This window comes from Modestobacter roseus, from assembly GCF_007994135.1.
Lineage (GTDB): Bacteria > Actinomycetota > Actinomycetes > Mycobacteriales > Geodermatophilaceae > Modestobacter > Modestobacter roseus.
Window position 1 is genome coordinate 2,584,905 of the sequence record NZ_VLKF01000001.1, and the last position, 24,766, is coordinate 2,609,670.

Here is a 24,766-nt window from a genome sequence, read left to right on the forward strand (position 1 = left end):
CGGGAAGAAACGATACCCGATGCGCGGGGAGCGTGTGGAGGCACCCCCCTCCCCGGCGCGTCAGCCCCCCGTCGGCCGGGCCCAGCGGTCGTCCGGCGGGGGCGGCGCCGCGTGCCCGGGCGGCCCGTAGGCGGGCGGCGCGTACCCGGGCGGGCCGTAGGCGGGCGGCCCGTAGGCGGGCGGGCCGTAGGCGGCCGGCCCGTAGGCGGGCGGCCCGTAGGCGGGCGGCCCGTACGCCGACTGCGGGACGGCCGGCGGCCCGACGTGGTGCGGGACGCCCTGGGACGGCCACCCCGGCCCGCTCGGGGCCTGGGACGTCACCCGCAGGTCCAGCGCCGGGCTGAGCAGCTCCGGGTGCAGCCGACGGCTCAGGCCGCGCACCCACAGCACGTAGGCGACCATGCCGACGGCGCCCAGCAACGCCGCCCACCAGCCGAGCAGGTCGTCGGAGGCGTCGGCGGAGACCGCGCCACCCAGGGCGCCCCCCAGCAGGAAGATCACCACGTTGTTCACGGTGTGCGCGACGATCGCCGCCTCGAGGCCGCCGGTCCACCAGACGACGGCGGAGAAGGACAGGCCCATGGCGAACCGGTAGAGGAACGACTCGACGTCCGGTGGGAGGTGGGCGGCGGAGAACAGCGTGGCGGTGACCAGCGCGGCGACCAGCGCACCGGCCCGCGGCCGGCCGATCCAGCCCGCGATGGCCTGGCTGAGGTAGCCGCGGAAGGCGTACTCCTCCGCGGCGGCCTGCAAGGGGGTGGTGAGGACCACGACCAGCACCAGCCAGCCGTAGGAGGCCGACGGCCCGGTGACGCCGCCCGGCCCGGTCACGGTGTCGATGACCACCAGCACGGCCACCGCGGCGCCCAGGGTGGCCAGGCCGCGCCAGCCCAGCGGCCGGAACAGCCGCCAGCGCAAACGGCCGAGGACCGAGGAGGACCAGCCGATCCGCATGCCGTGCGCCACCGACCAGCACAGCCAGATGATCGGGATCGCGACGATCAGCGAGATGTTGGTCAGCAGCAGCACGCCGGCGTCGGTGAGGTCCATGTACAGGTCGACGGTGAGGCCGGTGAACAGCGCGATCCCGCCGATCACCGCACCGGCGACGACGTACAGCACGACGAGCAGCAGCAGCCCCAGCACCGGTCGCCACCAGGCCCAGTCGCGGGTCCGCATGAGCAGCGCGTAGGGCTGCGGGGCATCGTGCGGGGGCGCCCCGGGTGGCGTGACCGGCCGGCTCTGCCGGCGGCGCCCGGTCGGGGGCGCCGGCGGCCCGGGAACGGCCGCCGGCGGGTACCAGACGGCCACCCGGGGCACGACCGGCGGCGCACCGGCCGGGCCCGTGGGCGGTGGGCCGGCGTAGGACTGACCCGGCGGGCCGGCGTAGGGCTCCCCCGGCTGCCCGCCGGGCCAGCCGCCCCAGCCGGTCATCCCGTCGCGATCCCGCGGGCGGCGGCCAGCCGGGCCAGGGTGCGCTCGCGGCCCAGCAGCTCGATCGACTCGTACAGCGGCGGGGAGACCGTGCGGCCGCTGACCGCCACCCGCACCGGCCCGAACGCCTGGCGCGGCTTGCGGCCCAGCCCGTCGACGAGGGCCTCCTTCAGCGCCGCCTCGATCGCCGGGGTCTCCCAGGCGGCCAGGTCGCGCAGCGCGGCCGTGGCGGCGTCGAGCACCTCCCCCGCGCCGGCGCCCAGCTGCTTGGCCGCGGCGGCCTCGTCGATCTCGACGTCGTCGGTGAAGAGGAAGCCCAGCAGACCGACGGCGTCGGAGAGCACGATCATGCGCTCCTGGGCCAGCGGGGCGATCGCCGTCAGCACGCGCTGCTGCTCGGGCGTCGGCGGGTCGGCGACCAGCCCGGCCGCGGCCAGGAAGGGCGTGACCCGGGCGCGGAACTCCTCGACCGGCAGTGCCCGCAGGTGGGCGGCGTTGATCGCCTCGGCCTTCTTGAGGTCGAAGCGCGCGGGGTTGGCGCTGACCCGGGTCACGTCGAAGGCCTCGACCATCTCCTGGACGGAGAAGACGTCGCGGTCCTCGGCGATCGACCAGCCCAGCAGCGCCAGGTAGTTGACCAGCCCCTCGGGCAGGAAGCCGCGCTCCCGGTAGACGTCGAAGTTGGACTGCGGGTCGCGCTTGGACAGCTTCTTGTTGCCCTCGCCGTTGACCAGCGGGAGGTGCCCGAAGCGGGGCGTGCCGGCGGCGACGCCGATGTCGGTGAGCGCCCGGTACAGCGCGAGCTGCCGCGGGGTGGAGGGCAGCAGGTCCTCCCCGCGGAGCACGTCGGTGACGCCCATCAGCGCGTCGTCGACGGGGTTCACGAAGGGGTAGAGCGGGGCGCCGTTGCCGCGGACCAGCACGAAGTCGGGCACCGAGCCGGCGGCGAAGCGCACCTCGCCGCGCACCAGGTCGGTCCAGCTGATGTCCTCGTCGGGCATCCGCAGCCGCAGCACGGGCTGGCGGCCCTCGGCGCGGAAGGCGGCCTTCTGCTCCTCGGTGAGGTGGCGGTCGGCGTTGTCGTAGCCCAGCTTGGGGTCCTGGCCGGCGGCCCGCCGGCGCGCGTCGACCTCCTCGTTGGTGGAGAACGACTCGTAGGCGTGGCCGGCGGCCAGCAGCTTCGCGGCGACCTCCCGGTAGACCTCCGCCCGCTCCGACTGGCGGTAGGGCCCGTTGGGACCGCCCACCTCGGGGCCCTCGTCCCAGTCCAGGCCCAGCCAGCGCAGGGAGTCGAGCAGGTGCCGGTAGGACTCCTCGGAGTCGCGGGCGGCGTCGGTGTCCTCGATGCGGAACAGGAAGCTGCCGCCGGTGTGCCGGGCGTGCGCCCAGTTGAACAGCGCCGCCCGCATCACCCCGACGTGCACCAGCCCCGTCGGGGACGGGCAGAACCGGGTCTTGACGCTCATCGGGCGCCACCGGCGGTGGAGGTCGGGTCGGCACCGGCCACGGAGCTGGTCAGCGTGCCCAGGCCCTCGATGGTGCACTCGACGCGCTGACCGGGGCGGATCGGCCCGACGCCGGCGGGGGTGCCGGTGAGCACGACGTCGCCGGGCAGCAGCGTCATCACCTGGGAGACGTGCGAGATCAGCCGCGGGACGTCGAACAGCAGCTGGCTGGTGCGGCCGGACTGGCGGAGCTCGCCGTCCACGCTGCAGGTGATCTCCAGGTCCGCCGGGTCCTTGCCCAGACCGGCCAGGTCGGTCTCGATCCACGGGCCCAGCGGGCAGAACGAGTCGAAGCCCTTCGCCCGGGTCCACTGCCCGTCGCTGCGCTGCATGTCCCGCTCGGTGACGTCGTTGCCGATCGTGTAGCCGAAGATGCTGGCCGGCGCCTGCTCCGGGGTGACCTGACGGGCCCCGCGGGCGCCGATGACGACGGCGAGCTCCACCTCGTGGTGCACGTTGGTGCTGCCCGGCGGGATGCGGATCGCGTCGCCGGGGCCGATCACGGTGGTGGAGGGCTTGAGGAAGAACAGCGGCTCCGCCGGCGCCTCACCGGTGTTCATCTCCTTGACGTGGTCGGCGTAGTTCTTGCCGATGCCGACCACCTTGCTCGGCAGGATCGGCGAGAGCAGCCGGACGTCGGCAGCGGCGAACCGCTGGCCGGTGAAGGAGATCTGACCGAACGGGTGGCCGTCGATCTGGGCGACCTGACCGTCCCCGTCGAGGACCCCGAAGGACATGCCGGCTGGGTGGGCGTAACGGACGATGCGCACGCCGCCAGGCTAGTCGGGGTCGACCTGCGGTCAGCCCGCCCGGTGCCGGACCGCGTAGGTGAGCGCGTCGACCAGGGCGTGCCAGGAGGCCTCGACGATGTTGTCGTGCACGCCGACGGTGGTCCACTCCCCCGCGCCGTCGGTGCTGTCGATGAGCACCCGGGTGGTGGCGCTGGTGCCGCCGTTCCAGCCCAGGATGCGCACCTTGTAGTCGGCCAGCGACACCCCGGCGAGCGCCGGGAACCGGCCGACGAGGGCCTGGCGCAGCGCGTTGTCCAGGGCGTTGACCGGCCCGTTGCCCTCCGCGGTGCTGATGACCCGCTCCCGTTCCCCGGTGGCGGTGTGCACGTGCACCTTCACGGTGGCCTCGCTGACCACCACGCCGTTGCCCCAGTGCTCGACCGAGGTGCGGTAGCTCTCCAGCTCGAACAGCGGCTCGGGGGCGCCGGGCAGCTGGGCGCGCAGCAGCAGCTCGAAGGAGGCGTCGGCGGCCTCGAACGACCAGCCGTCGGCCTCCAGCACCTTCACCTGGTCGACCACCCGGCCGATCGCGTCGCCCTGGCCGGTGAGGTCCACGCCCAGCTCGCGGCCCTTGAGCTCGACCGAGGCGCGGCCGGCCATCTCGGTGACCAGGATGCGCATGTCGTTGCCGACGACGGCCGGGTCGAGGTGGTTGTAGAGCTGCGGGTCGACCTTGATGGCGCTGGCGTGCAGGCCCGCCTTGTGGGCGAACGCGGAGGCGCCGACGAAGGGCTGGTGGTCGTCGGGGGCGATGTTGGCCAGCTCGGCGATGGCCGCGCTGACCCGGGTGAGCTCCGGCAGGCACTCGGCCGGCACCACGGGCAGGCCCATCTTGGTGACCAGGTTGCCGATCAGCGCGAACGTGTCGGCGTTGCCGGCGCGCTCGCCGTAGCCGTTGGCGGTGCCCTGCACGTGCGTCACCCCGGCCTCCACCGCGGCCAGGGAGTTGGCGACGGCGCAGCCGGTGTCGTCCTGGCAGTGGATGCCGAGCCGGCCGACGACCTGGCCCCGCACGTCGGCCACCACCCGGGCCACGCCCATGGGCAGCATGCCGCCGTTGGTGTCGCACATGACCCCGACCTCGGCGCCGGAGGCGAACGCGGTGGCCAGCACCCGCACCCCGTAGCCGGGGTCGACGGCGTACCCGTCGAAGAAGTGCTCGCAGTCGACGAACACCCGCCGTCCGGCGGCGACCAGGTGGCTCACGGTGTCGGCCACCATGGCCAGGTTCTCCTCCAGCGTCGTGCGCAGCGCCTCGCGCACGTGCCGGACGTCGGACTTGGCGACGATGCAGACCACCGGGGCCCCGGAGTCCAGCAGGGCCTGCACCTGCGGGTCGTCCTCGACGCGCACCCCGGCCTTGCGGGTCGCACCGAAGGCGACCAGCTGCGCGTGCCGCAGCTGCAGCTCGGTGCGCGCGCGGGCGAAGAACTCGGTGTCCTTGGGCAGCGCACCCGGCCAGCCGCCCTCGATGAAGCCGACACCGACCTCGTCCAGCAGCCGGGCCACGGCGAGCTTGTCGGCCACGGAGTAGCTGACGCCCTCCCGCTGGGCGCCGTCGCGCAGCGTGGTGTCGAAGACGTGGAAGTCCAGATCGGTCGGCACCGGGTCGGTCAGCACCGGGTCGGTCAGCACAAGGTCCTCCGGGTGAGGTGGGTCGTCCCCAGACACGAAAAAACCTCCCGGGGTACGGGAGGTTGCGCGCAGTCGGGGAGGAGACTGCGCGCTAGGCGATGATGATCGGGGCGGTGGCGTCCATCGGGTCGAGTGAAGCACGCCGGCCGCGGATGTGGAACGCCCCGTCCACTGCCTGGGACGCGAGGTCGCCGGCGCGCCGTGCGCCGCCGGGTCCGCATACGGTGCCGGCGTGATCGAGGTGGGCGCCCGGCGGCGCAACCAGCCGGCACCGCCGCACGTGCTCTACGCGGCCCTGACCACGCCGGATCGCGACCCCGCCCGGAATTGGCTGCTGCTGCTGGCCGACGAGCGGCGTCCGGCGGTCGTCGAGGCCGAGGAGCCCGGGCTGGTGGTGTGGTCGTCGCTGTGGCCTCGCCGGCCCGACGCCCGCATCCGGTTCGAGCTGCCGGCCGACGCCTCCGGCCAGGGCACGGACCTGCGCTGGGTGCTGCTGGTGGACGAGCCGCCGCCGGACGCCTCGTTGCTCGGCCACCTGCGCCGCCGGGTCAACGAACTGGTCAACGCGAACCTGAGGTACACGCTCGGCCAGTAGCGCCGGTCAGCCGCCGGCGAGCGCGGCGAGCCGGTCGCCGACCTCCGCGGTGCGGATCTGCGCCTTCGGGTCACGGGTGGACAGGTCGAAGGCGACCGCCGCGTTGACCTTCTTCGCCAGCTCCGGGCGGCCCAGGTGCTCCAGCATCAGGGCCACCGACAGCACGGTCGCGGTGGGGTCGGCGATGCCCTGCCCGGCGATGTCGGGGGCGGAGCCGTGCACCGGCTCGAACATGCTCGGGTTGGTGCCGGAGACGTCGAGGTTGCCGCTGGCGGCCAGCCCGATGCCGCCGGTGACCGCGGCCGCGACGTCGGTGACGATGTCGCCGAAGAGGTTGTCGGTGACGATCACGTCGTACCGGGCCGGGTCGGTGATGAAGAACATCGCCGCGGCGTCGACGTGCTGGTAGGCGACGGAGACCTCCGGGAACTCCGCGGCCACCTCCTCCACCGTGCGCGACCACAGCGACCCGGCGTGGGTGAGCACGTTGGTCTTGTGGATCAGCGTCAGGTGCTTGCGCGGGCGGGCGGTGGCCCGCTCGAAGGCGTACCGGACCACCCGCTCGACGCCGAAGGCGGTGTTCAGGCTGACCTCGGTGGCCACCTCGTGCGGGGTGTCCCGGCGCAGCACGCCGCCGTTGCCGACGTAGGGGCCCTCGGTGCCCTCGCGGACGCAGAGCATGTCGATCTCGCCCGGGTCGGCCAGCGGGCTGCTCACGCCGTCGAAGAGCCGGGCCGGGCGCAGGTTGACGTGGTGGTCGAGCTCGAAGCGGAGCTTCAGCAGCAGGCCGCGCTCGAGGATGCCGGCCGGCACGCTGGGGTCGCCGACGGCGCCGAGCAGGATCGCGTCGTGCTGGCGCAGCTCGTCGAGCACCGCGTCCGGCAGCAGCTCGCCGGTGCGCTGCCAGCGGGCCGCGCCCAGGTCGTACCGGGTCGTCTCGACGTCCGGCGCCACCGCGCCCAGGACCTTGAGGCCCTCCGCCACCACCTCGGTACCGATGCCGTCTCCAGGGACCACTGCCAGCCGCATGAGGCCAGAGGTTAGTGGTCGCCGTCTCCCGCACCACTACCCGCACACGCCGGACGCCCCCGGCGAGGGAGGTCCTCACCGGGGGCGCCGGGGTGCTGCGGGGTCGGTGGTACGGGGGTCAGGGCCGGCCGGCCCGGCGTGGTGCCGGGCCGGCCGGCACCGTCACGGGGCGGCCGGTCGCTCCCCCACCGGGACGAACTGGGTGCGCCCCGGGCCGGTGCTGCCGTTGTGCTGCAGCACCACCATCGCGCCCTTGGGCCCGCCGACGGCGGTGTCCTGGGCGTAGGCCGCCGGGTCCTGCGTCACCGAGATGGTGCTCCCGCCGGTGACCGGGACCAGCACCGCCGGGCCACCCGCGGCGGTGAACGACAGCCCCGGGTGCAGCGGGTCGAAGCTCATCCGCTCCCCCGCCAGCTCCGCGCCGCCGTCCGGCCCGGTGACCGTGCCCAGGTCGTCGACCGTGCCGTAGGCGCTGGTCGACTGGACCCCGAGGGAGACCCGGCCGGTGACCAGCGGCATCACCGACAGCGGCGCGGACAGCAGCTGGACGTCGGAGTCGAAGGCGTTGGTGTCGATCGTGCCGTCGGCGACGTTCAGGTAGCCGATCCACGGGTTCCCCCGGGGCAGCAGGTTGTACGCCCGGTCGGTGACCACGACCAGCGGCGCGTCGTAGTCGGCGATCCGGTAGGTGGTCACCTGGTAGTCCCAGGCGCCGTCACCGGTCGCGTCGAGGTAGACGCCGTAGTTCACCGCGGTCTCCGGGGAGGTGTACTTCCCGTGCGCCGAGACCCCGACGTAGAGCCACGGGTCCTGCGGGCTGACCGCGACGTCGGAGGCGACGCCCACCTGGGCCAGGTCCACCGACCGCTCCAGCTCGGACTTGTAGCAGTCCGCGCGGGCCTCGGTCGTGCACCTGGGCAGCTGCGGGCTTGCGCCCAGCCGCTCGAAGGCGCTGCCGAGGGAGGTGTAGGCCGTAGGGTCACCGAGGGTGCCGTTGGCCACGCCGCGGCCGACCAGCGCGATCGTCTTCCCCGGCTGCCGGTCCTGGGCGACCAGGTTCGACGCCGGCTTGGCGTTGGCGTGCACCGGCACCCGCAAGGTCGGCGCACCGCCGGTGCCCGGGGTGAGCACCACCCGGCCGCTGGCCTCGCCGAGGAACTGCCGCCCGTCGTCGGTGACCACGGTGGGGTCGGCCACCTTGCGCAGCTGGTCCCGGGTGACCGTCATGACCACGTTGACCACGGTCTTGGTGTTCGGGGCGACGGCGACCACCGACGGCTCGACCCGGTAGCTGACCCCGGGCTGCTGGGCCAGCGCCTCGTAGGCGAGGCGGTAGCGGACGGTCCGGTCGCTCTTGTTCGACACCGTGACCTGCCGGTTCTGCACCACCTTCGGGTCGACGGCCTCGACGACCCCGAAGGACGCCGACACGACGCCACTGCCGGCGTTCGCGTAGGCCAGCACCTGGTTGTCCAGCGCAGCCTTGGCGTCGATCCGGCCGGCGCCCTGACGGTTCGGTCCGTACACGGTGCCGTCGGCGGTGTGCACGTCGTGGACGGCGGTGTTCATGAGGTCGGCCTTGACCTCCTCCGTCGTCCAGTCCGGGTGGGCGGCGCGGACGAGCGCGGTGACCCCGGAGGTGGTCGGCGCGGCCATCGAGGTGCCGGACTCGCTGACGCCCTGGGTGCCGGTGCCGACCGCGGCGGAGTACAGCGTCACGCCGGGCGCGGAGACGTCCGGCTTGAGGCCGTTGGCCTGCCGGCTGCTGCGCGAGGAGAACGACGCGAGCAGGTCCACCTGCGCCGGGTCGTCGACCGTGGCCGCGTCCTTCAGGCTCGGCCCGAAGGTGACGGTGACCGGGCCGGCCACGACCGCGTCGGCCAGCGCCGCGCCGTCGGTGGCCGTGGTGAGGATGCCCGGGATCTGCGGGACGCCGGTGATGCCGGTCTCCAGCAGGTCGTCGTCACCGATGATCATGAAGCCGATCGCGCCGTGGTCGCGGGCGTTGCCACCCTTGGCCACCGAACCGCAGGCGAAGCCGGCGGCCTCGATGAGCACGATCTCGCCGCTGTAGTCCCCGCTCCAGGACGCACAGCCGGTCGGGTCGTCGCCGGCCTCGGGCAGCACCACCGGACCGGTGACGTCGGGCTTCACGGCCCCGGACTCGTCCAGGTCGCTGTAGGAGACCGACCGCAGCCCGGGCCGGACGCCCTCGGGTCCGCCGCCGGAGACGACCTGCCAGCCGTCGAAGACCCCGTAGCCGTCGTTGGAGGCGGCGACGCCGATGCCCCGCGGGGCGTTGCCGGGCGAGCCGCCGATGTCGTAGCTGTCGCCGGCGTTGCCGGCCGACATCACCACGAGCATGCCGCGGGCCATCGCCTCGTTGGCGACCATCGCGTCGGCGTCGTCGGCCAGGCCGTAGTCCGATCCGAGGGAGAGGTTGACCACGTCGAGGTGGTCGTCGATGGAGCCGTCACCGTTGGGGTCCATCGCCCACTCGATGGCCTGGACGGTGACGTCGGTGGACCCCTCACAGCCGAAGACCTTCAGCGCGTACAGCTCGGCGTCCGGCGCCATGCCGGGGCCGATGCGCAGGCTGCCGGCGTCGAAGCCGTCGCCGTAGCCACCGCGGTAGGTGGCGCCGTCGGCGGTGACCCCGTACCCGGCGGCCGTGCCGGCGACGTGGGTGCCGTGGCCGTTGCAGTCCAGCGGGTTGTCGTCGGGGCGGGCGACCGGCTGGTAGTCGGGGCTGGACGGGTCGGCGTTGTAGTCGTCACCGACGAAGTCGTGCCCACCGACCACCTTCGCGTTGGGGTACACCCCGGCCGGCGCGGGTGCCGCCTCGGCGGCCTGGAGGGCGGCGAACTGGGCGACGTCGCCGCTTCCGCCGAAGTCGGCGTGGGTGTAGTCGATGCCGGTGTCGATGATCCCGACCGAGACGCCCGCGCCGGTGTTGCCCAGGTCCTGCCAGGCGGCGACGGCGTCGACGACCCGGGCGGCACCGGTGTTGCTGATCGTCTTCGGGGTGATCGGGAGGACCGCGGTCACCCCGGGCAGCGTCCCCAGCGCGGCCTGGTCGGCCGCGTCGGCGGCCACCGCGACGCCGGTGACGACGGTCGAGGCGGTGTAGAGCACCTCGGCCTCCGGCACGGTCGCCGGCAACTCGCCGACGACGTCGGCCGCGGCGGCCTCCACCTCCGGCTTCGCCGCGCGGGCGGCATCGGCCGCCTGGGCCGCGCTCCCGGAGGCCAGGGCGTCGGCGTAGACCTGCGACGTCGCCGGCGTGTCCAACTGGAGGAAGAACGAGGCCGGCCCGCTCGCGGGGAGTCCGGCCGAGCCCTGGGCCGCCACGGCCGCCTGCACCTGTGCCAGCTGGTCCGCGCTCAGCTCCGCCTGCGCCCGGTCGCCGATCGGGGTGGCCGGCGCGGCCAGCGCCGCGGTCGTCCCCCCGGTGGTCACCAGGGCCGCCGCGACGGCGACGACCCCGGTCCGGACGGCGACGCGTCGGCGCCCCGCCCGGTTCGTGTGTGTGCTGTTCGAACCCACGTGCACCCCTGTCCGATGTTCCTGCGCGAGGTCCGCCTGCACGCACCGTCAGACGGACCAGACAGAGAGTGGTCATTGCCGTCGCTAACGGCCAATAGACCGTTCGGAGCAGTCATGGCGTCCAGGTGGCGCATCTGCCACACCTGGTCGGGCGCTGTGTTCGTCTTCTGTTCCGAGGATGTTCCACTGCTCGTGGCGTGGGCCGTTCGGCCCAGTGCCGGTGGCGCATACGACACGATCGATCCGCTCTCAACGACCCGACCCGTTCCGTCGGGCAACGACCTCGAACCAGGACGCAACGGGCCCGGAAGCGACGAGGCCGCGCCGTCCGGGTGGACGACGCGGCCTCGGGGCGCGGTGGGCTCAGGCGGGGTTGAGGTCCGCCGCCCGCACCTGGCGGGCACCGATGCGCCCGGCGATGTCGGCGAGCAGCTCGCCGCTGACCGGGCTGTCGACGGTGACCGCCATGAGCGCGTCACCGCCCTGCGTGGTCCGGCTGACCTGGGCGCCGGCGATGTTGATGCCCGCCTCCCCCAGCGCGGCACCCACGGCGCCGACCACCCCGGGCCGGTCCGCGTAGACGAAGAACAGCAGGTACCCGTCGGCGGTGAGGTCGAGGTCGAACCCGCTGACCTCGGTCAGCTTCGGCACCTGGTTCTTGCCGTAGAGGGTGCCGGAGACGGCTACCTCGGTGCCGTCGGCCATCGCCCCGCGGATGCTGATCAGGTTGCGGTAGTCGGGGCTCTCCGTGCTGCTGGACAGCCCCACCTCCAGGCCTCGCTGGTCGGCCAGCAGCGGGGCGTTGACGTAGGTGACCGGCTCCTCGACGACGTCGGAGAAGACCCCGCGCAGCACCGCGAGCTGGATGACGGAGACGTCGAACTCGGCGATCTTGCCCTGCACCTCGACGTGCACCGACTGGGCCAGCCCACCGGCCACCGCGGTGAACACCCGGCCCAGCTTCTCCGCCAGCGGCAGCCCGGGCCGGACGTCCTCGGCCACCACGCCGCCGGCCTGCACGTTGACCGCATCCGGCACGAAGTCGCCCTGCAGCGCCAGGCGCACGCTGCGCGCCACCGCGGTACCGGCCTTGTCCTGGGCCTCGGTGGTGGAGGCGCCCAGGTGCGGGGTGACGACGACGTTGGGCAGCCCGAACAGCGGGCTGTCGGTGCACGGCTCCTTGGCGTAGACGTCGATGCCCGCCGCGCCGACCTGGCCGGACTGCAGCGCCTCGGCCAGCGCCGCCTCGTCGACCAGCCCACCGCGGGCGGCGTTGACGATGATCACGCCGCGCTTGGTCGCGGCGAGCTGGTCGCGGCCGATCAGGCCGAGGGTCTCCGGCGTCTTCGGCAGGTGGACGGTGATGAAGTCCGCCTCGCGGAGCAGCTCGTCGAGGCTGACCAGCCGGACGCCGAGCTGGGCGGCCCGGCCGGGCTGGATGTACGGGTCGTAGGCGATCAGGGTGACGCCGAAGGCGGCCAGCCGCTGGGCCACCAGCACGCCGATGCGGCCGAGCCCGACCACGCCGACGGTCTTGTCGGTGACCTCGACGCCGGTGAACTTCGAGCGGGCCCACTTCCCGTCGCGCAGCGAGGCGTCCGCGGCCGGGATGTGCCGGGCGGCGGCCAGCAGCAGCGCGACGGCGTGCTCCGCGGCGCTGACGATGTTCGACGTCGGCGCGTTGACCACCAGCACACCGCGCTCGGTGGCGGCGGGGACGTCGACGTTGTCCAGCCCGATGCCCGCCCGCGCGACGACCTTCAGCCGGGGGGCCGCGGCGAGCGCCTCGGCGTCGATCTGGGTGGCGGAGCGGATGAGGACGGCGGAGGCCTCGGCCAGCGCCGGCAGCAGCGCGGCGCGGTCGGCGCCGTCGACGTGGCGGATCTCCACGTCGTCGCCCAGCACCTGCAGGACGCTGGGTGCGAGCTCTTCGGCGATGAGGACGACGGGCGCGGTCCCGGGCGTGGTGGCGGTCACGGGGCAACAGCCTAGGAGCGCGGCCGCCCCGCCGGTCGGGCCGGTGTCGCCGGTCCCACTGGGTGGACGCCGGGCGGACACCCCGACCGCCCGGGTGAGGCGTGCTTGCCCCCCGCCGCCCGGCGCCCGCATCCTGACCGCAGCGCCGGTGCCGCCGGCCCGTGCGGAGGAGACCATGAGCAACGACCCGGACGCCCCCGGCCGGCAGGAGCCCGGCTGGGGCCAGCAGCCGCAGTCCGGCCCGCCGTCCCCCTACGGGCAGTACGGCCAGTCCCCGCAGCCGGCGCCCTGGGGCCCCTACGGTCCACCGCCCCAGCAGACGTCCCCGCCCGCGTCGTGGGGCCAGTACGGCCAGCAGCCGCAGTACGGCCGGTACGGGCCCTACGGTGGCGCTCCCGGCGGCTTCGACCCGGCGCTGCCCCCCGCCCGGCCCGGCGCGGTCATCACCGCGGCGGTGCTGGCCTTCGTCTACGCGGCGCTCGGGGTGCTGGTCGCCCTCGGCCTGTTCGCCGGTGGCGCGTTCCTCGACGACCTGGTCGACGCGAGCCTGGCCGCCGACCCCTCGCTGGGCAGCGACGTGGGCGCGGAGGAGGTCGGCACCCTGCGCGGGATCATCGTGCTGATGGGGGTCCTCGCGCTGGCCTGGACGGTGGTGATGGCCTGGGGCGGCGCGCTGGCGCTGCGCGGCCGCAGCCGGGTACTGCTGCTGGTCGGGGCGTCGATCTCGGTGGCGGCCACCGGGTTCCTGCTGCTGTCCGCCGTCCTCACGGCCGCCGCCGGGGAGCCCGGGATGGCCGGCCCGCTGGTCTTCTCCCTGGTGCTCTTCCTCGGTGCGCTCGCCGTCCTGGTGCTGCTGTGCCTGCGCCCCGCCGCGGACTACTTCGACGCACACCGGGCCCGGCGGCAGGCCCGGCGGTGAACGCGGACGGCCCCCGCAGCGTGCGCTGCGGGGGCCGTCCGTGCGGTGCGGGCACGATCAGCGGGCGGCGGTGCCCGTGTAGTCGTCGCTGGCCGAGACCCAGCTCATCAGGCCACGGAGCTTGCGGCCGGTCTCCTCGATCGGGTGCGCCTCGGCGGCGGCCCGCTTGGCCTTGAAGTCCGGGGCACCGGCGTCCTGGTCGGCGATGAACGCCGCGGCCCACGAGCCGTCCTGGATGGCGGTGAGCACGTCCTTCATCGACTCCTTGACCCGGGCGTCGACGACCTTGGGGCCGGAGGTGTAGTCGCCGTACTCGGCGGTGTCGGACACCGACCAGCGCTGCTTGGCGATGCCGCCCTCGTACATCAGGTCGACGATCAGCTTCAGCTCGTGCAGGCACTCGAAGTAGGCGATCTCCGGCTGGTAGCCCGCCTCGGTGAGGGTCTCGAACCCGGCGGCGACCAGGGCCGACATGCCGCCGCAGAGCACCGCCTGCTCACCGAAGAGGTCGGTCTCGGTCTCCTCGGCGAAGGTGGTCTTGATGACCCCGGCGCGGGTGCCGCCGATGCCCTTGGCGTAGGAGAGCGCGAGCGCCTGGGCCTTGCCGCTGGCGTCCTGCTCGACGGCGATCAGGCAGGGCACGCCCTTGCCGTCGGCGAACTCCCGGCGCACCAGGTGGCCGGGGCCCTTGGGGGCGACCATCGCGACGTCCACGCCGGCCGGGGGCTTGATGTAGCCGAACCGGATGTTGAACCCGTGGCCGAAGAAGAGGGCGTCGCCGTCCTGCAGGTTGGGCTCGACGGACTCGGCGTACAGCTTCCGCTGCACGTGGTCCGGCGCCAGGATCATGATCAGGTCGGCCTCGGCGGAGGCCTCGGCCGGGGTGACCACGCGCAGGCCCTCGGCCTCGGCCTTGGCCCGGCTCTTCGAGCCCTCGGGCAGGCCGACGCGGACGTCGACGCCGGAGTCGCGCAGCGAGAGCGCGTGCGCGTGCCCCTGGCTGCCGTAGCCCAGGACGGCGACGGTGCGCCCCTGGATGATCGAGAGGTCGGCGTCGTCGTCGTAGAAGATCTCGGCGGCCATCTGGTGGTGCTCTCCTTCGGTTGGTGACTTCCTGGAACGGCCCCGTCGCGGGGCCCCGCGGCGTGCGGAGCGCGTCGTGGGGGGCGACGGGGTCCTTTGACTAGGCGGAGCGCTCGACCGGGCGCAAGGTACCGGCGCCGCTCATCGACCGGGGGCCGCGGGCCAGCGCGACCGTGCCCGACTGCGCCATCTCCTTGATGCCCAGCGGGGCGAGGACGGCCAGCAGCGCCTGCAGCTTGTCCGGGGTGCCGGTCGCCTCGAGGGTGACCGTCTCGGTGTTGACGTCGATGACCCGGGCGCGGAACAGCTCGGCGGTCTGCAGCACCTGGGACCGGTCGGCCATCGGTGCGCGGACCTTCACCAGCAGCAGCTCGCGCTGCACGGCCGCGTCGGACTCCAGCTCGACGATCTTGATCACCTCGATCAGCTTGTTCAGCTGCTTGGTGATCTGCTCCAGCGGCTGGCTCTCCGCCTCGGCGACGATGGTCATCCGGGACAGGTCGGGGTTCTCGGTCGGCCCGACGGCGAGGGACTCGATGTTGAACCCGCGCCGGCTGAACAGCGCCGACACCCGGGCGAGCACCCCGGACTTGTTCTCGACCAGCACCGACAGCGTGTGGCGTGGCATCAGACCTGGCCCTCTCCGAAGACGGGCCGCACGTCGCGCGCGGCCATGATCTCGTCGTTGCTCGCGCCGGCGGCGACCATCGGCCACACCTGGGCGTCGGAGCCGACGACGAAGTCGATCACCACGGGGGCGTCGTTGATCGCCATCGCCTTCTCGATCACCCCGTCGACGTCGTCCTTGATCTCGCACCGCAGCCCCACGCAACCCAGCGCCTCGGCCAGGGTGACGAAGTCGGGGATGCGCACCGGCTTGGCCGCCCCCGGCTTGCCGCTGTGGGTGTTCAGGTGGGTGTTGGAGTAGCGCCCCTCGTAGAAGAGCGTCTGCCACTGCCGGACCATCCCGAGGTTGCCGTTGTTGATCACGGCCACCTTGATCGGGATGCCCTCGATGGCGCAGGTGGCCAGCTCCTGGTTGGTCATCTGGAAGCAGCCGTCGCCGTCGATGGCCCACACGGTCGTGCCGGGAGCGCCGTACTTGGCGCCCATGGCCGCCGGGACGGCGTAGCCCATCGTGCCCAGCCCGCCGCTGTTGAGCCAGGTGCCCGGCTTCTCGTAGCGGATGAACTGGGCGGCCCACATCTGGTGCTGGCCGACGCCGGAGGTGTAGATCGCGTCGGGCCCCGCGATCGCGCCGAGCCGCTCGATCACGTACTGCGGGGACAGCGCGCCGTCCTCGGGCCAGTCGTAGCCCAGCGGGTAGCGGGTGCGCCAGTCGTCCAGCTGGGTCCACCAGGCAGCGAGGTCGGAGGTGTGGCCGGCGGCCTGCTCGGCGCGCAGCGCGGTCACCAGCTCGGCGATGGTCTCCTTGGCGTCGCCCACGATCGGGACGTCGGCCTTGCGGTTCTTGCCGATCTCGGCCGGGTCGATGTCAGCGTGCACGACCTGCGCCTCGGGCGCGAAGCTCGACAGCTGGCCGGTGACCCGGTCGTCGAACCGGGCGCCGAGGGCGATCAGCACGTCGGACTTCTGCAGGGCGGTGACCGCGGCGACGGTGCCGTGCATCCCGGGCATGCCCAGGTTCTGCCGGTGGCTGTCGGGGAAGGCGCCGCGGGCCATCAGCGTGGTGACCACCGGGGCGCCGGTCAGCTCGGCCAGCTCGGCCAGCTCGGGGCTGGCGCCGGCCTTGAGCACCCCGCCTCCGACGTAGAGCACCGGCCGGCTCGCCCGGGCGATGAGCGCCGCCGCCTCGCGGACCTGCTTGCCGTGCGGGCGCGTCGTCGGCTTGTAGCCGGGCAGGTCCAGCCGCGGCGGCCAGCTGAAGTCGGTGGTCGCCTGCAGGGCGTCCTTGCTGATGTCGACCAGCACCGGGCCGGGGCGGCCGGTGCCGGCCAGGTGGAAGGCCTCGGCGATCGCCTGCGGGATGTCGTCGGGGTCGGTGACCAGGAAGTTGTGCTTGGTGATCGGCATGGTGATGCCGCGGATGTCCGCCTCCTGGAAGGCGTCGGTGCCGATCGCCGCGCTGGGCACCTGGCCGGTGATGGCCACCACGGGCACGGAGTCCATGTAGGCGTCGGCCAGCGGGGTGACCAGGTTGGTCGCGCCCGGTCCGGAGGTGGCCATGCAGACGCCGACCCGGCCGGTGGCCTGGGCGTAGCCGGTGGCGGCGTGCCCGGCGCCCTGCTCGTGGCGCACCAGCACGTGCCGGACGGCGGAGTCGAACAGCGGGTCGTAGGCGGGCAGGATCGCTCCGCCCGGGATGCCGAACACGACCTCGACCCCGACCGCCTCGAGCGCGCGGACCAGGCTCTGCGCCCCGGTGATGCCGGTGGCGGGCTCGGCGGCGGCCGCGGCGATCGAGCGCTCGGTGGCCTCGACCCCGAGCGTCGCGGCGGCGGCGGCCTCGGTGGGGCGACCGGCGTGGCCGGTGCGGGACCGGCTCCCGGCGCGGCGGTGGGGCCGGGGGCCGCTGCGGTGCGGCCGGTGCTGGTGCTCATTGTCGACGATCTCCCTGGGCGGGTGGGGTGCTGCGGCGGGTCGCTCGATGGTCGGGCCGAGCGGTGCCCGGCCAACAAAAAACCCCTCGTGCCGTGGCACGGAGGGGTGGCGCGTCGGTCGGGAGGGACCGGCGCGCTAGCGGATCGCTACGAGACCAGGAGCACGGAGCAGACGGGTGCGGGGCACCGGACCACTGTGCGCCCCTCCCCGTCCCGGCGTCAACAGCTGCGTCTCATCCAGTGGACAGCGGCGTGAGCGAACGTGGGACGGCGGTCAGCGGCCGCCCGCGGCGGCCGGCTCGCCGTCGAGGAGCGTGGCGTCGAAGGAGTCGATGACCGCTGCCAGGCCCTCGGGTCCGACGGGCCGCCCGAGCAGGTGGCCCTGCAGGTACCGGCAGCCCAGCACCTGCAGCGCGGCCAGCTCCCCCGGCGTCTCCACCCCCTCGGCGACGACGTCGATCGAGAGCCGGCGGCCCAGCTCGATGACCGTGTGCACCAGGGCGGCGCTGCGCTCGTCGGCCTCGATGCCGGCCAGGAACTCCCGGTCCATCTTGAGCACGTCCACCGGGAGCCGGGTGAGGTGGGCGAACGTCGAGTAGCCGCGGCCGAAGTCGTCCAGGGAGATCACGCAGCCCATGTCGTGCAGCGTCTGCAGGTCGCCGTCGGCCCGGTCGGGCTGGCCGAGGAAGAGCGACTCGGCGACCTCCAGCATCAGCCGCCGCGGGGGCAGCCCGGAGCGCGCCAGCGCCGCGGCGACGTCGGGGACCAGGCTGCCCGACTGCAGGTGCCGGACGCTGATGTTCACCCCCAGCTGCAGGTCCCGCCCCTGGCGCAGCAGCCCGGCGAGCTCCGCGGTGGCCTGCTCCAGCACCCAGCGCTGCAGCGGCACGATCAGCCCGTCGTCCTCGGCCAGCGGGACGAACTCCGCCGGCGGCACCGGCCCGAGCACCGGGTGGTCCCAGCGCAGCAGCGCCTCCACGCCCAGCACCCGGCGTTCCACGGTGCCGACGACCGGTTGGTACTCCAGCCGCAGCTCGCCCCGGGCCAGCGCGTCGGGCAGGTCCCGGGCGAGCCGGGTGCGCCGGCCGGTCGCGCTGTCGGCCGCCTCGCCGTGGCGGCGCACGCAGCCCTTGCCGGCCGCCTTGGCCGCCCGCAGCGCGAGGTCGGCGGAGCGGATGGTCACGGCCACCTCGTCGACCGGGTCGAGCGCGGTCACCCCGATGCTGCAGGAGACGTCGAAGACCAGGTCCGGGTCCGCACCCGGCGTCGGCACCGCCCGGTGCACGCCGGCGAGCTCGGTGACCACCCGCTCGGCCAGCGCCGTCGCCTCCGACAGCCCACCGCGCACCACGACGGCGAACTCGTCGCCGCCGAGCCGGCCGACCAGGTCACGGTCGCGGACGGTGGCGCGGAGCCGGTCGGCGACCTCGATCAGCAGCAGGTCACCCGCCTCGTGCCCGGCGACGTCGTTGACCGCCTTGAAGCCGTCCAGGTCCAGCAGGAGCAGGCAGCCGGCCTCGCCGGCGGCCGCACGGCTGCGGGCCCCGGCCAGCGCTGCCATCAGGCGGGCCCGGTTGGGCAGCCCGGTCAGGTAGTCGGTGTAGGCCAGCCGCTCGAGCTCCAGCTCGACCGAGCGCCGGTCGTCGACGTCGCGCAGGTGGAGCACCAGCCCGTTCCCGCCGCGAGCCGCGCCGCGCGGGGCGCCCTCGGGGGCGGCGTGCAGCGCCTCCGACGGGATGACCCGGACCGGCTCGAACGGCCGCCACCCGCCGTCGCGGGTGCGGAGCCGGAAGGAGCGGCCGCTCGGGTCGTCCAGGTCGGCGGCGGCCAGCACGCGCACCAGGTCGGCGCGGTCCTCGGGGTGGACGAAGTCCAGCAGCGGCCGTCCTTCCAGGTCGCGCGCGGCCCAGGCAGCCGGACCCTTGCCGGCCCCGGACGCCCAGGTGATCGCGCCCCGCTGGTCCAGCACGATGGTGATGTCCGCGGCGCTGTGCACCAGCGTGCGGAAGTACGCCTCGGCGCGCAGCACCTGACGGGTCAGCCGGGTGGCGTCGGCGGCCCAGAGCAGCGTGCGGGCCAGGGTGGCGGCCAGCAGAACCCCGGTCGCCACCGCCTCCAGCACGCTGATCGGCCGCCCGCCGGCCCACCCGGCCAGCAGCAGGAGGACGACCCCGAACGCCAGGCAGTAGCTGACCAGCACCCCCGCCAGCGGGGTGACCACCGGGTCGGCGTCCTCGTCGGTGCCCGGGCCCGGGTCCGCGTCGAGCGCCAGCGTCGTGGCCGCCAGGCCAGCCACGTAGGCCACGGCGGTCAGTGCGTCCCACCCCGCGGCAGGCTCCGCGGCCGCGATCGACCCGCTGGTCAACGTCACCGCCAACGCACCGAGCGCGAGCAGCAGCCAGCCGGCGGCCCGGCGGCGTGCCGGACCCACCGAGGCCAGCGTGACCAGCCCGACCGCGACGAGCACCGCGCTGGCCGCCGGGTACCCGGAGGTAAGCAGCCGATCGGCACCGGCCGCCCGCGGGGCGACCGCGGGGAGCACCACCTCGACCAGGACACCGAGGGCGATCAGCGCGACGGCGCCGTCGAGGGCCACCTGCAGGCTCGCCCGCCCGCCCGCGGCACGCGCGAGCAGGTACCACAGCACCAGGGCGAGCGGTGCAGTGGCGGCCAGCGCCACGTCGGCCGGCCCTCCGGTCTGCGGGTTGACCCCGGCGCCGGTCACGCCGCGGATCAGCTGTCCGGCCCCGACCAGGGCGGTGATGACCGCGAAGGTTCGCCACACGCCCGGGGACACGGCGCCGGGACGGCGGCTGTGCCGGTGCACCAGCACGCCCACGATCAGGGTGGTCGCCCCCGCCAGCAGCGGGCCGGCGTGGCGGGACAGGCCGGCGGGCGCCAGGACGGGGAGCGCGGCCAGCCCCGCGGCGACGGCGGCCAGCGCGACCAGCACCGTGGTGCGCGGCCACGTGCCGGTCGCCGGCGGCGCCACACCCGGGCACCCCCGCGGAGCGTTCACACCGCCCGCCCGACGAGCCCGGGCCACAGCCGCCCCGCGCCAGCGTCCAGCAGCTCGGTGAGCGCACCGAGCGGGACGGGCCGGGAGAGCAGGAAGCCCTGCGCGAAGCCGCAGCCGACGCCCTCCAGCACGGCGAGCTGGCTGGTGGTCTCCACGCCCTCGGCGACCACGTCGATGCCCAGCGATGCGCCCAGGCCGACGACGGACTCGCACACCACCCGGGTGTAGGCGTCCCGGTCGACGGCGGCCAGCAGCGCCCGGTCGAGCTTGATCACGTCGACCGGGAGCCGACCCAGCCGCGGCAGGGCGGACCGGCCGCTGCCGAAGTCGTCGAGGGCCAGGTGCACCCCCATCAGCCGCAGCGCGGTCACGTCGTCGATCACGTGCGGGCCGTCCAGGGCCGCCTCGGGCACCTCCACCACGAGCCGCTCGGGCGACAGCCCGCTGGCTGCCAGCGCGGTCGTGACGTCGGCGACCAGCGTGCCGGCGGCCAGGTGGGCGGCGGAGACGTTGACCCCGAGCCGGAGCGGCGCCGGGCCGTGCTGCGGCAGCTGCTGCACCCCGGCGGTGGCCTCGGCCAGCAGCCAGCGCTGCAGCTCGACCACCAGACCGGCGCGCTCGGCGACCGGCAGGAACTCCTCCGGCTGCACCTCGCCGTGCACCGGGTGCCGCCAGCGCAGCAGCGCCTCCACCCCGGCGACCTGGTGGTCGGTCAGGGACACGATGGGCTGCCAGACGAGCGTGAGCTCACCCCGTTCGCGGGCGCCGACCAGGTCGCGGCGCAGCTGGTCCCGGCGGTCCCGGGCGGCGGTCAGCTCCGGGCGGTAACGGCGCACCGAGCCCGGCCCCGCCGCGCGGGCGTCGAGCACGGCCAGGTCGGCCCGGTCACTGGCCTGGCGGCCGGTGAGGCCGGGCGGCAGCGCCACGACGCCGACGACGGCGGTGAGGTCGACCAGGCCGGCATCGGTGCCGATCGGCGCCTCGATGACGGCCAGGCAGCGTGCGGCGAGGCGGTCCGGCTCGTCGCCGGTGCCGTGGGCGAGCACGCCGAACGCCTCGGCGGAGAGCCGGGCGACCTGGTCCTCGGTGCGCACGGTGGCGCGCAGCCGGCGGGCGACCTCGGCGACGGCGACGTCCACGACGTCCCGGCCGGCCTGCTCGCCGGCCTCGCGCAACCCCAGCACCTCGATGACCAGCAGCGCCACCTCACCGGAGGGGTCCGCACCGGCCGGCCGGTCGAGGAGCTGCGCCAGCGAGCGCTGCTGGGCCGCCCGGTTGGGCAGCCCGGTCAGGGGGTCGGTGAAGGCCAGGGAGCTCAGCTCGCGCTCCCGGTCCAGGCGCGCGCCCACGTCCCGGCAGTGCAGCACCAGTGCCCGCACCTCCGCGTCGGCGCGCAGGTCGGTGGCCGCCGCCTCCAGCACCCGCCAGCCCACGCCGGGCACGGGCAGCCGGAAGGTGTGCACCCCGGTGGGGCCGGGGACGTCCGACGGGCCGGTCAGCCACGCCAGCACCCCGGCCGCGTCGTCCGGGTGCACCACGTCGGCCAGCCGGGAGCCGGTCAGCGGGACGTCGACCGGCGTGGCCGCCGACAGCCCGGGGGCGGCCCAGGAGATCCGCAGGGTGCCGTCGAGCACGAGCGCCGCGTCGCTCCCGGCCTGCGCCAGCGACCGGGCGAACGACGGCGACTGCAGCAGCCGGGCGAACCCGCGGGCCCGGTCCCGGTCACCGCGCTGCCGGCGCCAGAGCCCGAGGGCCAGGCAGCCGAGCAGCACGCCGCCGGCCGGCCGGGGCGGCACCAGGTCGGTGAGGAGTGCGAGGGCGACCGCGACCACGGCGGCGCCGAACAGCACCCCGGTGGCCTGGCGGGCCAGCACCGGGGCAGCGCTCAACCACCAGCCGGGTGCGCGCCGGCGCCTGGACTCCACACGGTGAACTGTCGGCGCCGGACCCACCCGGCCGAACGGTGCGCCGGGTGGGTCTCACCCCATGGGGGCGGCGGCGGTCAGCCGCAGACGGCGCCCTGCGCGGCCGAACCGACCAGCTTGGCGTACTTGCCGAGCACGCCGGTCGTGTAGCGGGGCGCGGGCGGCGCCCACCCCGTGCGGCGGCGGGCCAGCTCGTCGTCGTCGACCAGCAGCTCCAGGGTGCGGTTGGCCAGGTCCAGGCGGATCGGGTCGCCGTCCTGCACGAAGGCGATCGGGCCGCCGTCGGTGGCCTCGGGCGCGATGTGCCCGACGCAGAGGCCGGTGGTGCCCCCGGAGAACCGGCCGTCGGTGAGCAGCAGGACGTCCTTGCCCAGCCCGGCGCCCTTGATCGCGCCGGTCACCGCGAGCATCTCCCGCATCCCCGGGCCGCCCTTGGGGCCCTCGTAGCGGATGACCACCACGTCCCCGGCCTGCAGCGTGCCCTCGGTGACGGCGTCCATCGCGCCCTGCTCACCGTCGAAGACCCGGGCGGTGCCCTCGAACACGTCGGTGTCGAAGCCGGCGGACTTGACCACCGCGCCGTCGGGGGCCAGCGACCCGCGCAGGATCGTCAGGCCGCCGGTGCGGTGGATCGGCTCGTTCATCGCGTGGATGATCGCGCCGTCGGGGTCCGGCGGGGACAGCTCGGCGAGGTTCTCCGCCATGGTCTTCCCGGTGACGGTGAGGGTGTCGCCGTGCAGCAGGCCTGCGTCCAGCAGCGCCCGCAGCACGACGGGGACGCCGCCGACCCGGTCGACGTCGGTCATCACGAACCGGCCGAAGGGCTTCACGTCGGCCAGGTGCGGGGTGCGGTCGCCGATCCGGTTGAAGTCCTCCAGCGTCAGCTCGACCTGCGCCTCGTGCGCGATCGCCATCAGGTGCAGGACGGCGTTGGTGGAGCCGCCCAGCGCCATGACCACGGTGATCGCGTTCTCGAACGCCTCGCGGGTCATGATCTGCCGCGCGGTGATGCCCGTGCGGAGCAGCTCGACCACGGCCTCGCCGGACTTGACCGCGTAGTCGTCGCGGCGGCGGTCCGGGGCCGGCGGGGCGGCGCTGCCGGGCAGGCTCATGCCCAGCGCCTCGGCGACGCTGGCCATCGTGTTGGCGGTGTACATGCCACCGCAGGAGCCCTGGCCGGGGCAGGCGGCCTTCTCGATCGCGGTGAGCTCCTCGCGGGTGATCAGCCCGCGCGCGCACGCACCGACGCCTTCGAAGACGTCGATGATCGTGAGGTCCTTGTCGCCCAGCTTCCCCGGCAGGGTGGACCCGGAGTAGAGGAAGACGCTGGCCAGGTCCAGCCGCGCGGCGGCCATCAGCATGCCGGGCAGGGACTTGTCGCAGCCGGCCAGCAGCACCGAGCCGTCCAGCCGCTCGGCGAACATGACCGTCTCCACCGAGTCGGCGATCACCTCGCGGGACACCAGCGAGGCGCGCATGCCCTCGTGCCCCATGGAGATGCCGTCGGAGACCGAGATGGTGCCGAACTCCAGCGGGAACCCGCCGGCGGCGTGCACCCCCTCCTTGGCGCTCTTGGCCAGCCGGTCCAGGGAGAGGTTGCAGGGGGTGATCTCGTTCCAGGACGAGGCGACGCCGATCTGCGGCTTGGCGAAGTCGTCGTCGCCCATGCCCACCGCGCGCAGCATCGCCCGGGCCGGGGCCTTGGCGTCCCCGTCGGTCACCGCCCGGCTGCGCGGCTTGATGTCGATGCCGGGTGCACCCGGGGTGGTCTGCTCGGCACGGTCGTCCACGGTGCTGGTCACGACGGCGATGCTAGGCGGGTCCGGCCGCCTCCCCCAGATGCGGTCCATGCTGGTACCAGCACCACCACCCAGTCCCGAGGAGGACACCCGTGCCCGGCACCCCGCGCGAGGAGCTCGCCGCCTTCCTGCGGTCCCGCCGCCGGCAGGTCGACCCGGCCGCCGTCGGCCTGCCCGGGGCCGGCGCCCGGCGCACCCCGGGGCTGCGCCGGGAGGAGGTCGCGCTGCTCGCCGGGGTCAGCCACACCTGGTACACGTGGCTGGAGCAGGGGCGGGACATCCGGCCCTCCCGGCAGGTGGTCGACGCGGTGGCCGGCACGCTGCAGATGTCGGCCGCCGAGCACGAGTACGTGCTGCGGCTGGCCGGGCACCCCGCCGCGACCCCGTCCGGCACCGCCGGCGGCCTGCCGCCGCACCTGCAGCGGCTGCTGGACGCGCTGGGCCCCTCCCCCGCCTACGCGATCACCCCCGACTGGTCGATCGTCGGCTGGAACGACGCCTACGCGCGCTTCTACCCGGGCGCCGCCGACGCCGCCGAGGGCGACCGGAACCTGCTGTGGCTGGTCTTCACCGATCCCCGGGTGCGCGGGCTGCTCGCCGACTGGACCACCGACAGCCGACGCTTCCTCACCCAGTTCCGGGCCGAGGTCGGTGGCCGGCTGCACGACCCGGCCGTGGTGCGCCTGGTGGCCCGCCTGGAGGCGGCCAGCGAGCACTTCCGGGCCGGCTGGGCCAGCCACGACGTCGACCGGTTCACCTCCGGCGAGCGCCGCTTCGCCCATCCCGAGGTCGGTGAGCTCGTGCTGGAGCACCACCAGCTCACCCCCGCCGACGCGCCCGGGGTGCACCTGGTGGTCTACACCGCCGCGCCGGGCACCGACGCCGCCGACCGGCTCGCCCGGCTCGCCGCGGGGTGAGCCGGGTCTGGGAGCCGAGTGGTTCTGGGAC

Annotated in this window: 16 protein-coding genes; 3 read left to right on the forward strand and 13 right to left on the reverse strand. The window is 74.6% G+C overall.

Annotation, left to right across the window (positions count from 1 at the left end; translation table 11 throughout):
• Window positions 1-60: 60 nt before the first annotated feature.
• Genes JD78_RS12285 through cimA form a run of 4 tightly spaced genes read right to left on the reverse strand, consistent with a single transcriptional unit; the run spans window position 61 to window position 5,365 of the window.
• Complete coding sequence (locus tag JD78_RS12285) at window positions 61-1,434, reverse strand: CPBP family glutamic-type intramembrane protease (RefSeq protein ID WP_153360219.1); 1,374 nt, start codon at window positions 1,432-1,434, stop codon at window positions 61-63.
• Complete coding sequence (gltX, locus tag JD78_RS12290) at window positions 1,431-2,900, reverse strand: glutamate--tRNA ligase (protein WP_153360217.1); 1,470 nt, start codon at window positions 2,898-2,900, stop codon at window positions 1,431-1,433. Before gltX ends, JD78_RS12285 begins: the two co-directional genes overlap by 4 nt.
• Complete coding sequence (locus JD78_RS12295; protein ID WP_153360215.1) at window positions 2,897-3,709, reverse strand: fumarylacetoacetate hydrolase family protein; 813 nt, start codon at window positions 3,707-3,709, stop codon at window positions 2,897-2,899. The genes gltX and JD78_RS12295 overlap by 4 nt, the downstream gene beginning before the upstream one ends.
• Window positions 3,710-3,739: 30 nt before the next feature.
• Complete coding sequence (gene cimA, locus JD78_RS12300; RefSeq protein ID WP_228395149.1) at window positions 3,740-5,365, reverse strand: citramalate synthase; 1,626 nt, start codon at window positions 5,363-5,365, stop codon at window positions 3,740-3,742.
• A gap of 232 nt (window positions 5,366-5,597) precedes the next feature.
• Here cimA and JD78_RS22255 point away from each other — a divergent pair, with 232 nt between their 5' ends.
• Window positions 5,598-5,960 carry a hypothetical protein gene (locus JD78_RS22255; RefSeq protein ID WP_153360213.1) on the forward strand — a complete coding sequence of 121 codons (363 nt, stop codon included), beginning with the start codon at window positions 5,598-5,600 and terminating at the stop codon, window positions 5,958-5,960.
• Window positions 5,961-5,966: 6 nt separating this feature from the next.
• Here the strand turns inward: JD78_RS22255 and JD78_RS12310 are convergent, their stop codons facing one another.
• The 3 genes from JD78_RS12310 to serA all read right to left on the reverse strand — a co-directional run bounded on the left by JD78_RS12310 (window position 5,967) and on the right by serA (window position 12,512).
• Complete coding sequence (locus JD78_RS12310) at window positions 5,967-6,989, reverse strand: 3-isopropylmalate dehydrogenase (protein ID WP_153360211.1); 1,023 nt, start codon at window positions 6,987-6,989, stop codon at window positions 5,967-5,969.
• Window positions 6,990-7,151: 162 nt separating this feature from the next.
• Window positions 7,152-10,448, reverse strand: a complete 3,297-nt coding sequence (locus JD78_RS12315) for a S8 family peptidase (protein ID WP_166521154.1) — start codon at window positions 10,446-10,448, stop codon at window positions 7,152-7,154.
• Window positions 10,449-10,898: 450 nt separating this feature from the next.
• The gene (serA, locus tag JD78_RS12320) at window positions 10,899-12,512 is read right to left on the reverse strand and encodes a phosphoglycerate dehydrogenase (protein WP_153360207.1); all 1,614 of its coding nucleotides are present in this window, start codon (window positions 12,510-12,512) and stop codon (window positions 10,899-10,901) included.
• A 175-nt stretch (window positions 12,513-12,687) separates the two neighbouring features.
• Between serA and JD78_RS12325 the strand changes: the two genes are divergently transcribed.
• The gene (locus JD78_RS12325; RefSeq protein ID WP_153360205.1) at window positions 12,688-13,431 is read left to right on the forward strand and encodes a hypothetical protein; all 744 of its coding nucleotides are present in this window, start codon (window positions 12,688-12,690) and stop codon (window positions 13,429-13,431) included.
• Between the two features lie 57 nt (window positions 13,432-13,488).
• Here JD78_RS12325 and ilvC read toward each other — a convergent pair whose 3' ends face one another.
• From ilvC to ilvD, 6 genes are all read right to left on the reverse strand, one after another.
• Complete coding sequence (gene ilvC / locus JD78_RS12330) at window positions 13,489-14,514, reverse strand: ketol-acid reductoisomerase (protein ID WP_153360203.1); 1,026 nt, start codon at window positions 14,512-14,514, stop codon at window positions 13,489-13,491.
• Between the two features lie 100 nt (window positions 14,515-14,614).
• Window positions 14,615-15,142, reverse strand: coding sequence for an acetolactate synthase small subunit (gene ilvN, locus JD78_RS12335; RefSeq protein ID WP_153360201.1), 528 nt, complete (start codon window positions 15,140-15,142; stop codon window positions 14,615-14,617).
• The gene (locus tag JD78_RS12340) at window positions 15,142-17,175 is read right to left on the reverse strand and encodes an acetolactate synthase large subunit (RefSeq protein WP_243731038.1); all 2,034 of its coding nucleotides are present in this window, start codon (window positions 17,173-17,175) and stop codon (window positions 15,142-15,144) included. The genes ilvN and JD78_RS12340 overlap by 1 nt, the downstream gene beginning before the upstream one ends.
• 174 nt (window positions 17,176-17,349) lie before the next feature.
• On the reverse strand, window positions 17,350-20,067 hold the full coding sequence (locus JD78_RS12345) for a putative bifunctional diguanylate cyclase/phosphodiesterase (protein ID WP_153360197.1): 2,718 nt from the start codon (window positions 20,065-20,067) through the stop codon (window positions 17,350-17,352).
• 23 nt (window positions 20,068-20,090) lie between these two features.
• Window positions 20,091-21,983, reverse strand: coding sequence for a putative bifunctional diguanylate cyclase/phosphodiesterase (locus JD78_RS12350; protein ID WP_166521155.1), 1,893 nt, complete (start codon window positions 21,981-21,983; stop codon window positions 20,091-20,093).
• Window positions 21,984-22,096: 113 nt separating this feature from the next.
• Complete coding sequence (ilvD, locus tag JD78_RS12355; RefSeq protein ID WP_228395148.1) at window positions 22,097-23,821, reverse strand: dihydroxy-acid dehydratase; 1,725 nt, start codon at window positions 23,819-23,821, stop codon at window positions 22,097-22,099.
• Between the two features lie 89 nt (window positions 23,822-23,910).
• Between ilvD and JD78_RS12360 the strand changes: the two genes are divergently transcribed.
• Window positions 23,911-24,735 (forward strand): helix-turn-helix transcriptional regulator, encoded by an 825-nt coding sequence (locus JD78_RS12360; RefSeq protein WP_153360193.1) that lies wholly within the window; start codon window positions 23,911-23,913, stop codon window positions 24,733-24,735.
• Window positions 24,736-24,766 lie beyond the last annotated feature (31 nt).

Bases quoted from the DNA above. Each gene is read 5' to 3' on its own strand.
- JD78_RS12310 (WP_153360211.1), bottom strand. From the start codon at position 6,989: ATGCGGCTGGCAGTGGTCCCTGGAGACGGCATCGGTACCGAGGTGGTG.
- ilvC (WP_153360203.1), bottom strand. From the start codon at position 14,514: ATGGCCGCCGAGATCTTCTACGACGACGACGCCGACCTCTCGATCATC.
- ilvN (WP_153360201.1), bottom strand. From the start codon at position 15,142: ATGCCACGCCACACGCTGTCGGTGCTGGTCGAGAACAAGTCCGGGGTG.
- JD78_RS12325 (WP_153360205.1), top strand. From the start codon at position 12,688: ATGAGCAACGACCCGGACGCCCCCGGCCGGCAGGAGCCCGGCTGGGGC.
- gltX (WP_153360217.1), bottom strand. From the start codon at position 2,900: ATGAGCGTCAAGACCCGGTTCTGCCCGTCCCCGACGGGGCTGGTGCAC.
- JD78_RS12285 (WP_153360219.1), bottom strand. From the start codon at position 1,434: ATGACCGGCTGGGGCGGCTGGCCCGGCGGGCAGCCGGGGGAGCCCTAC.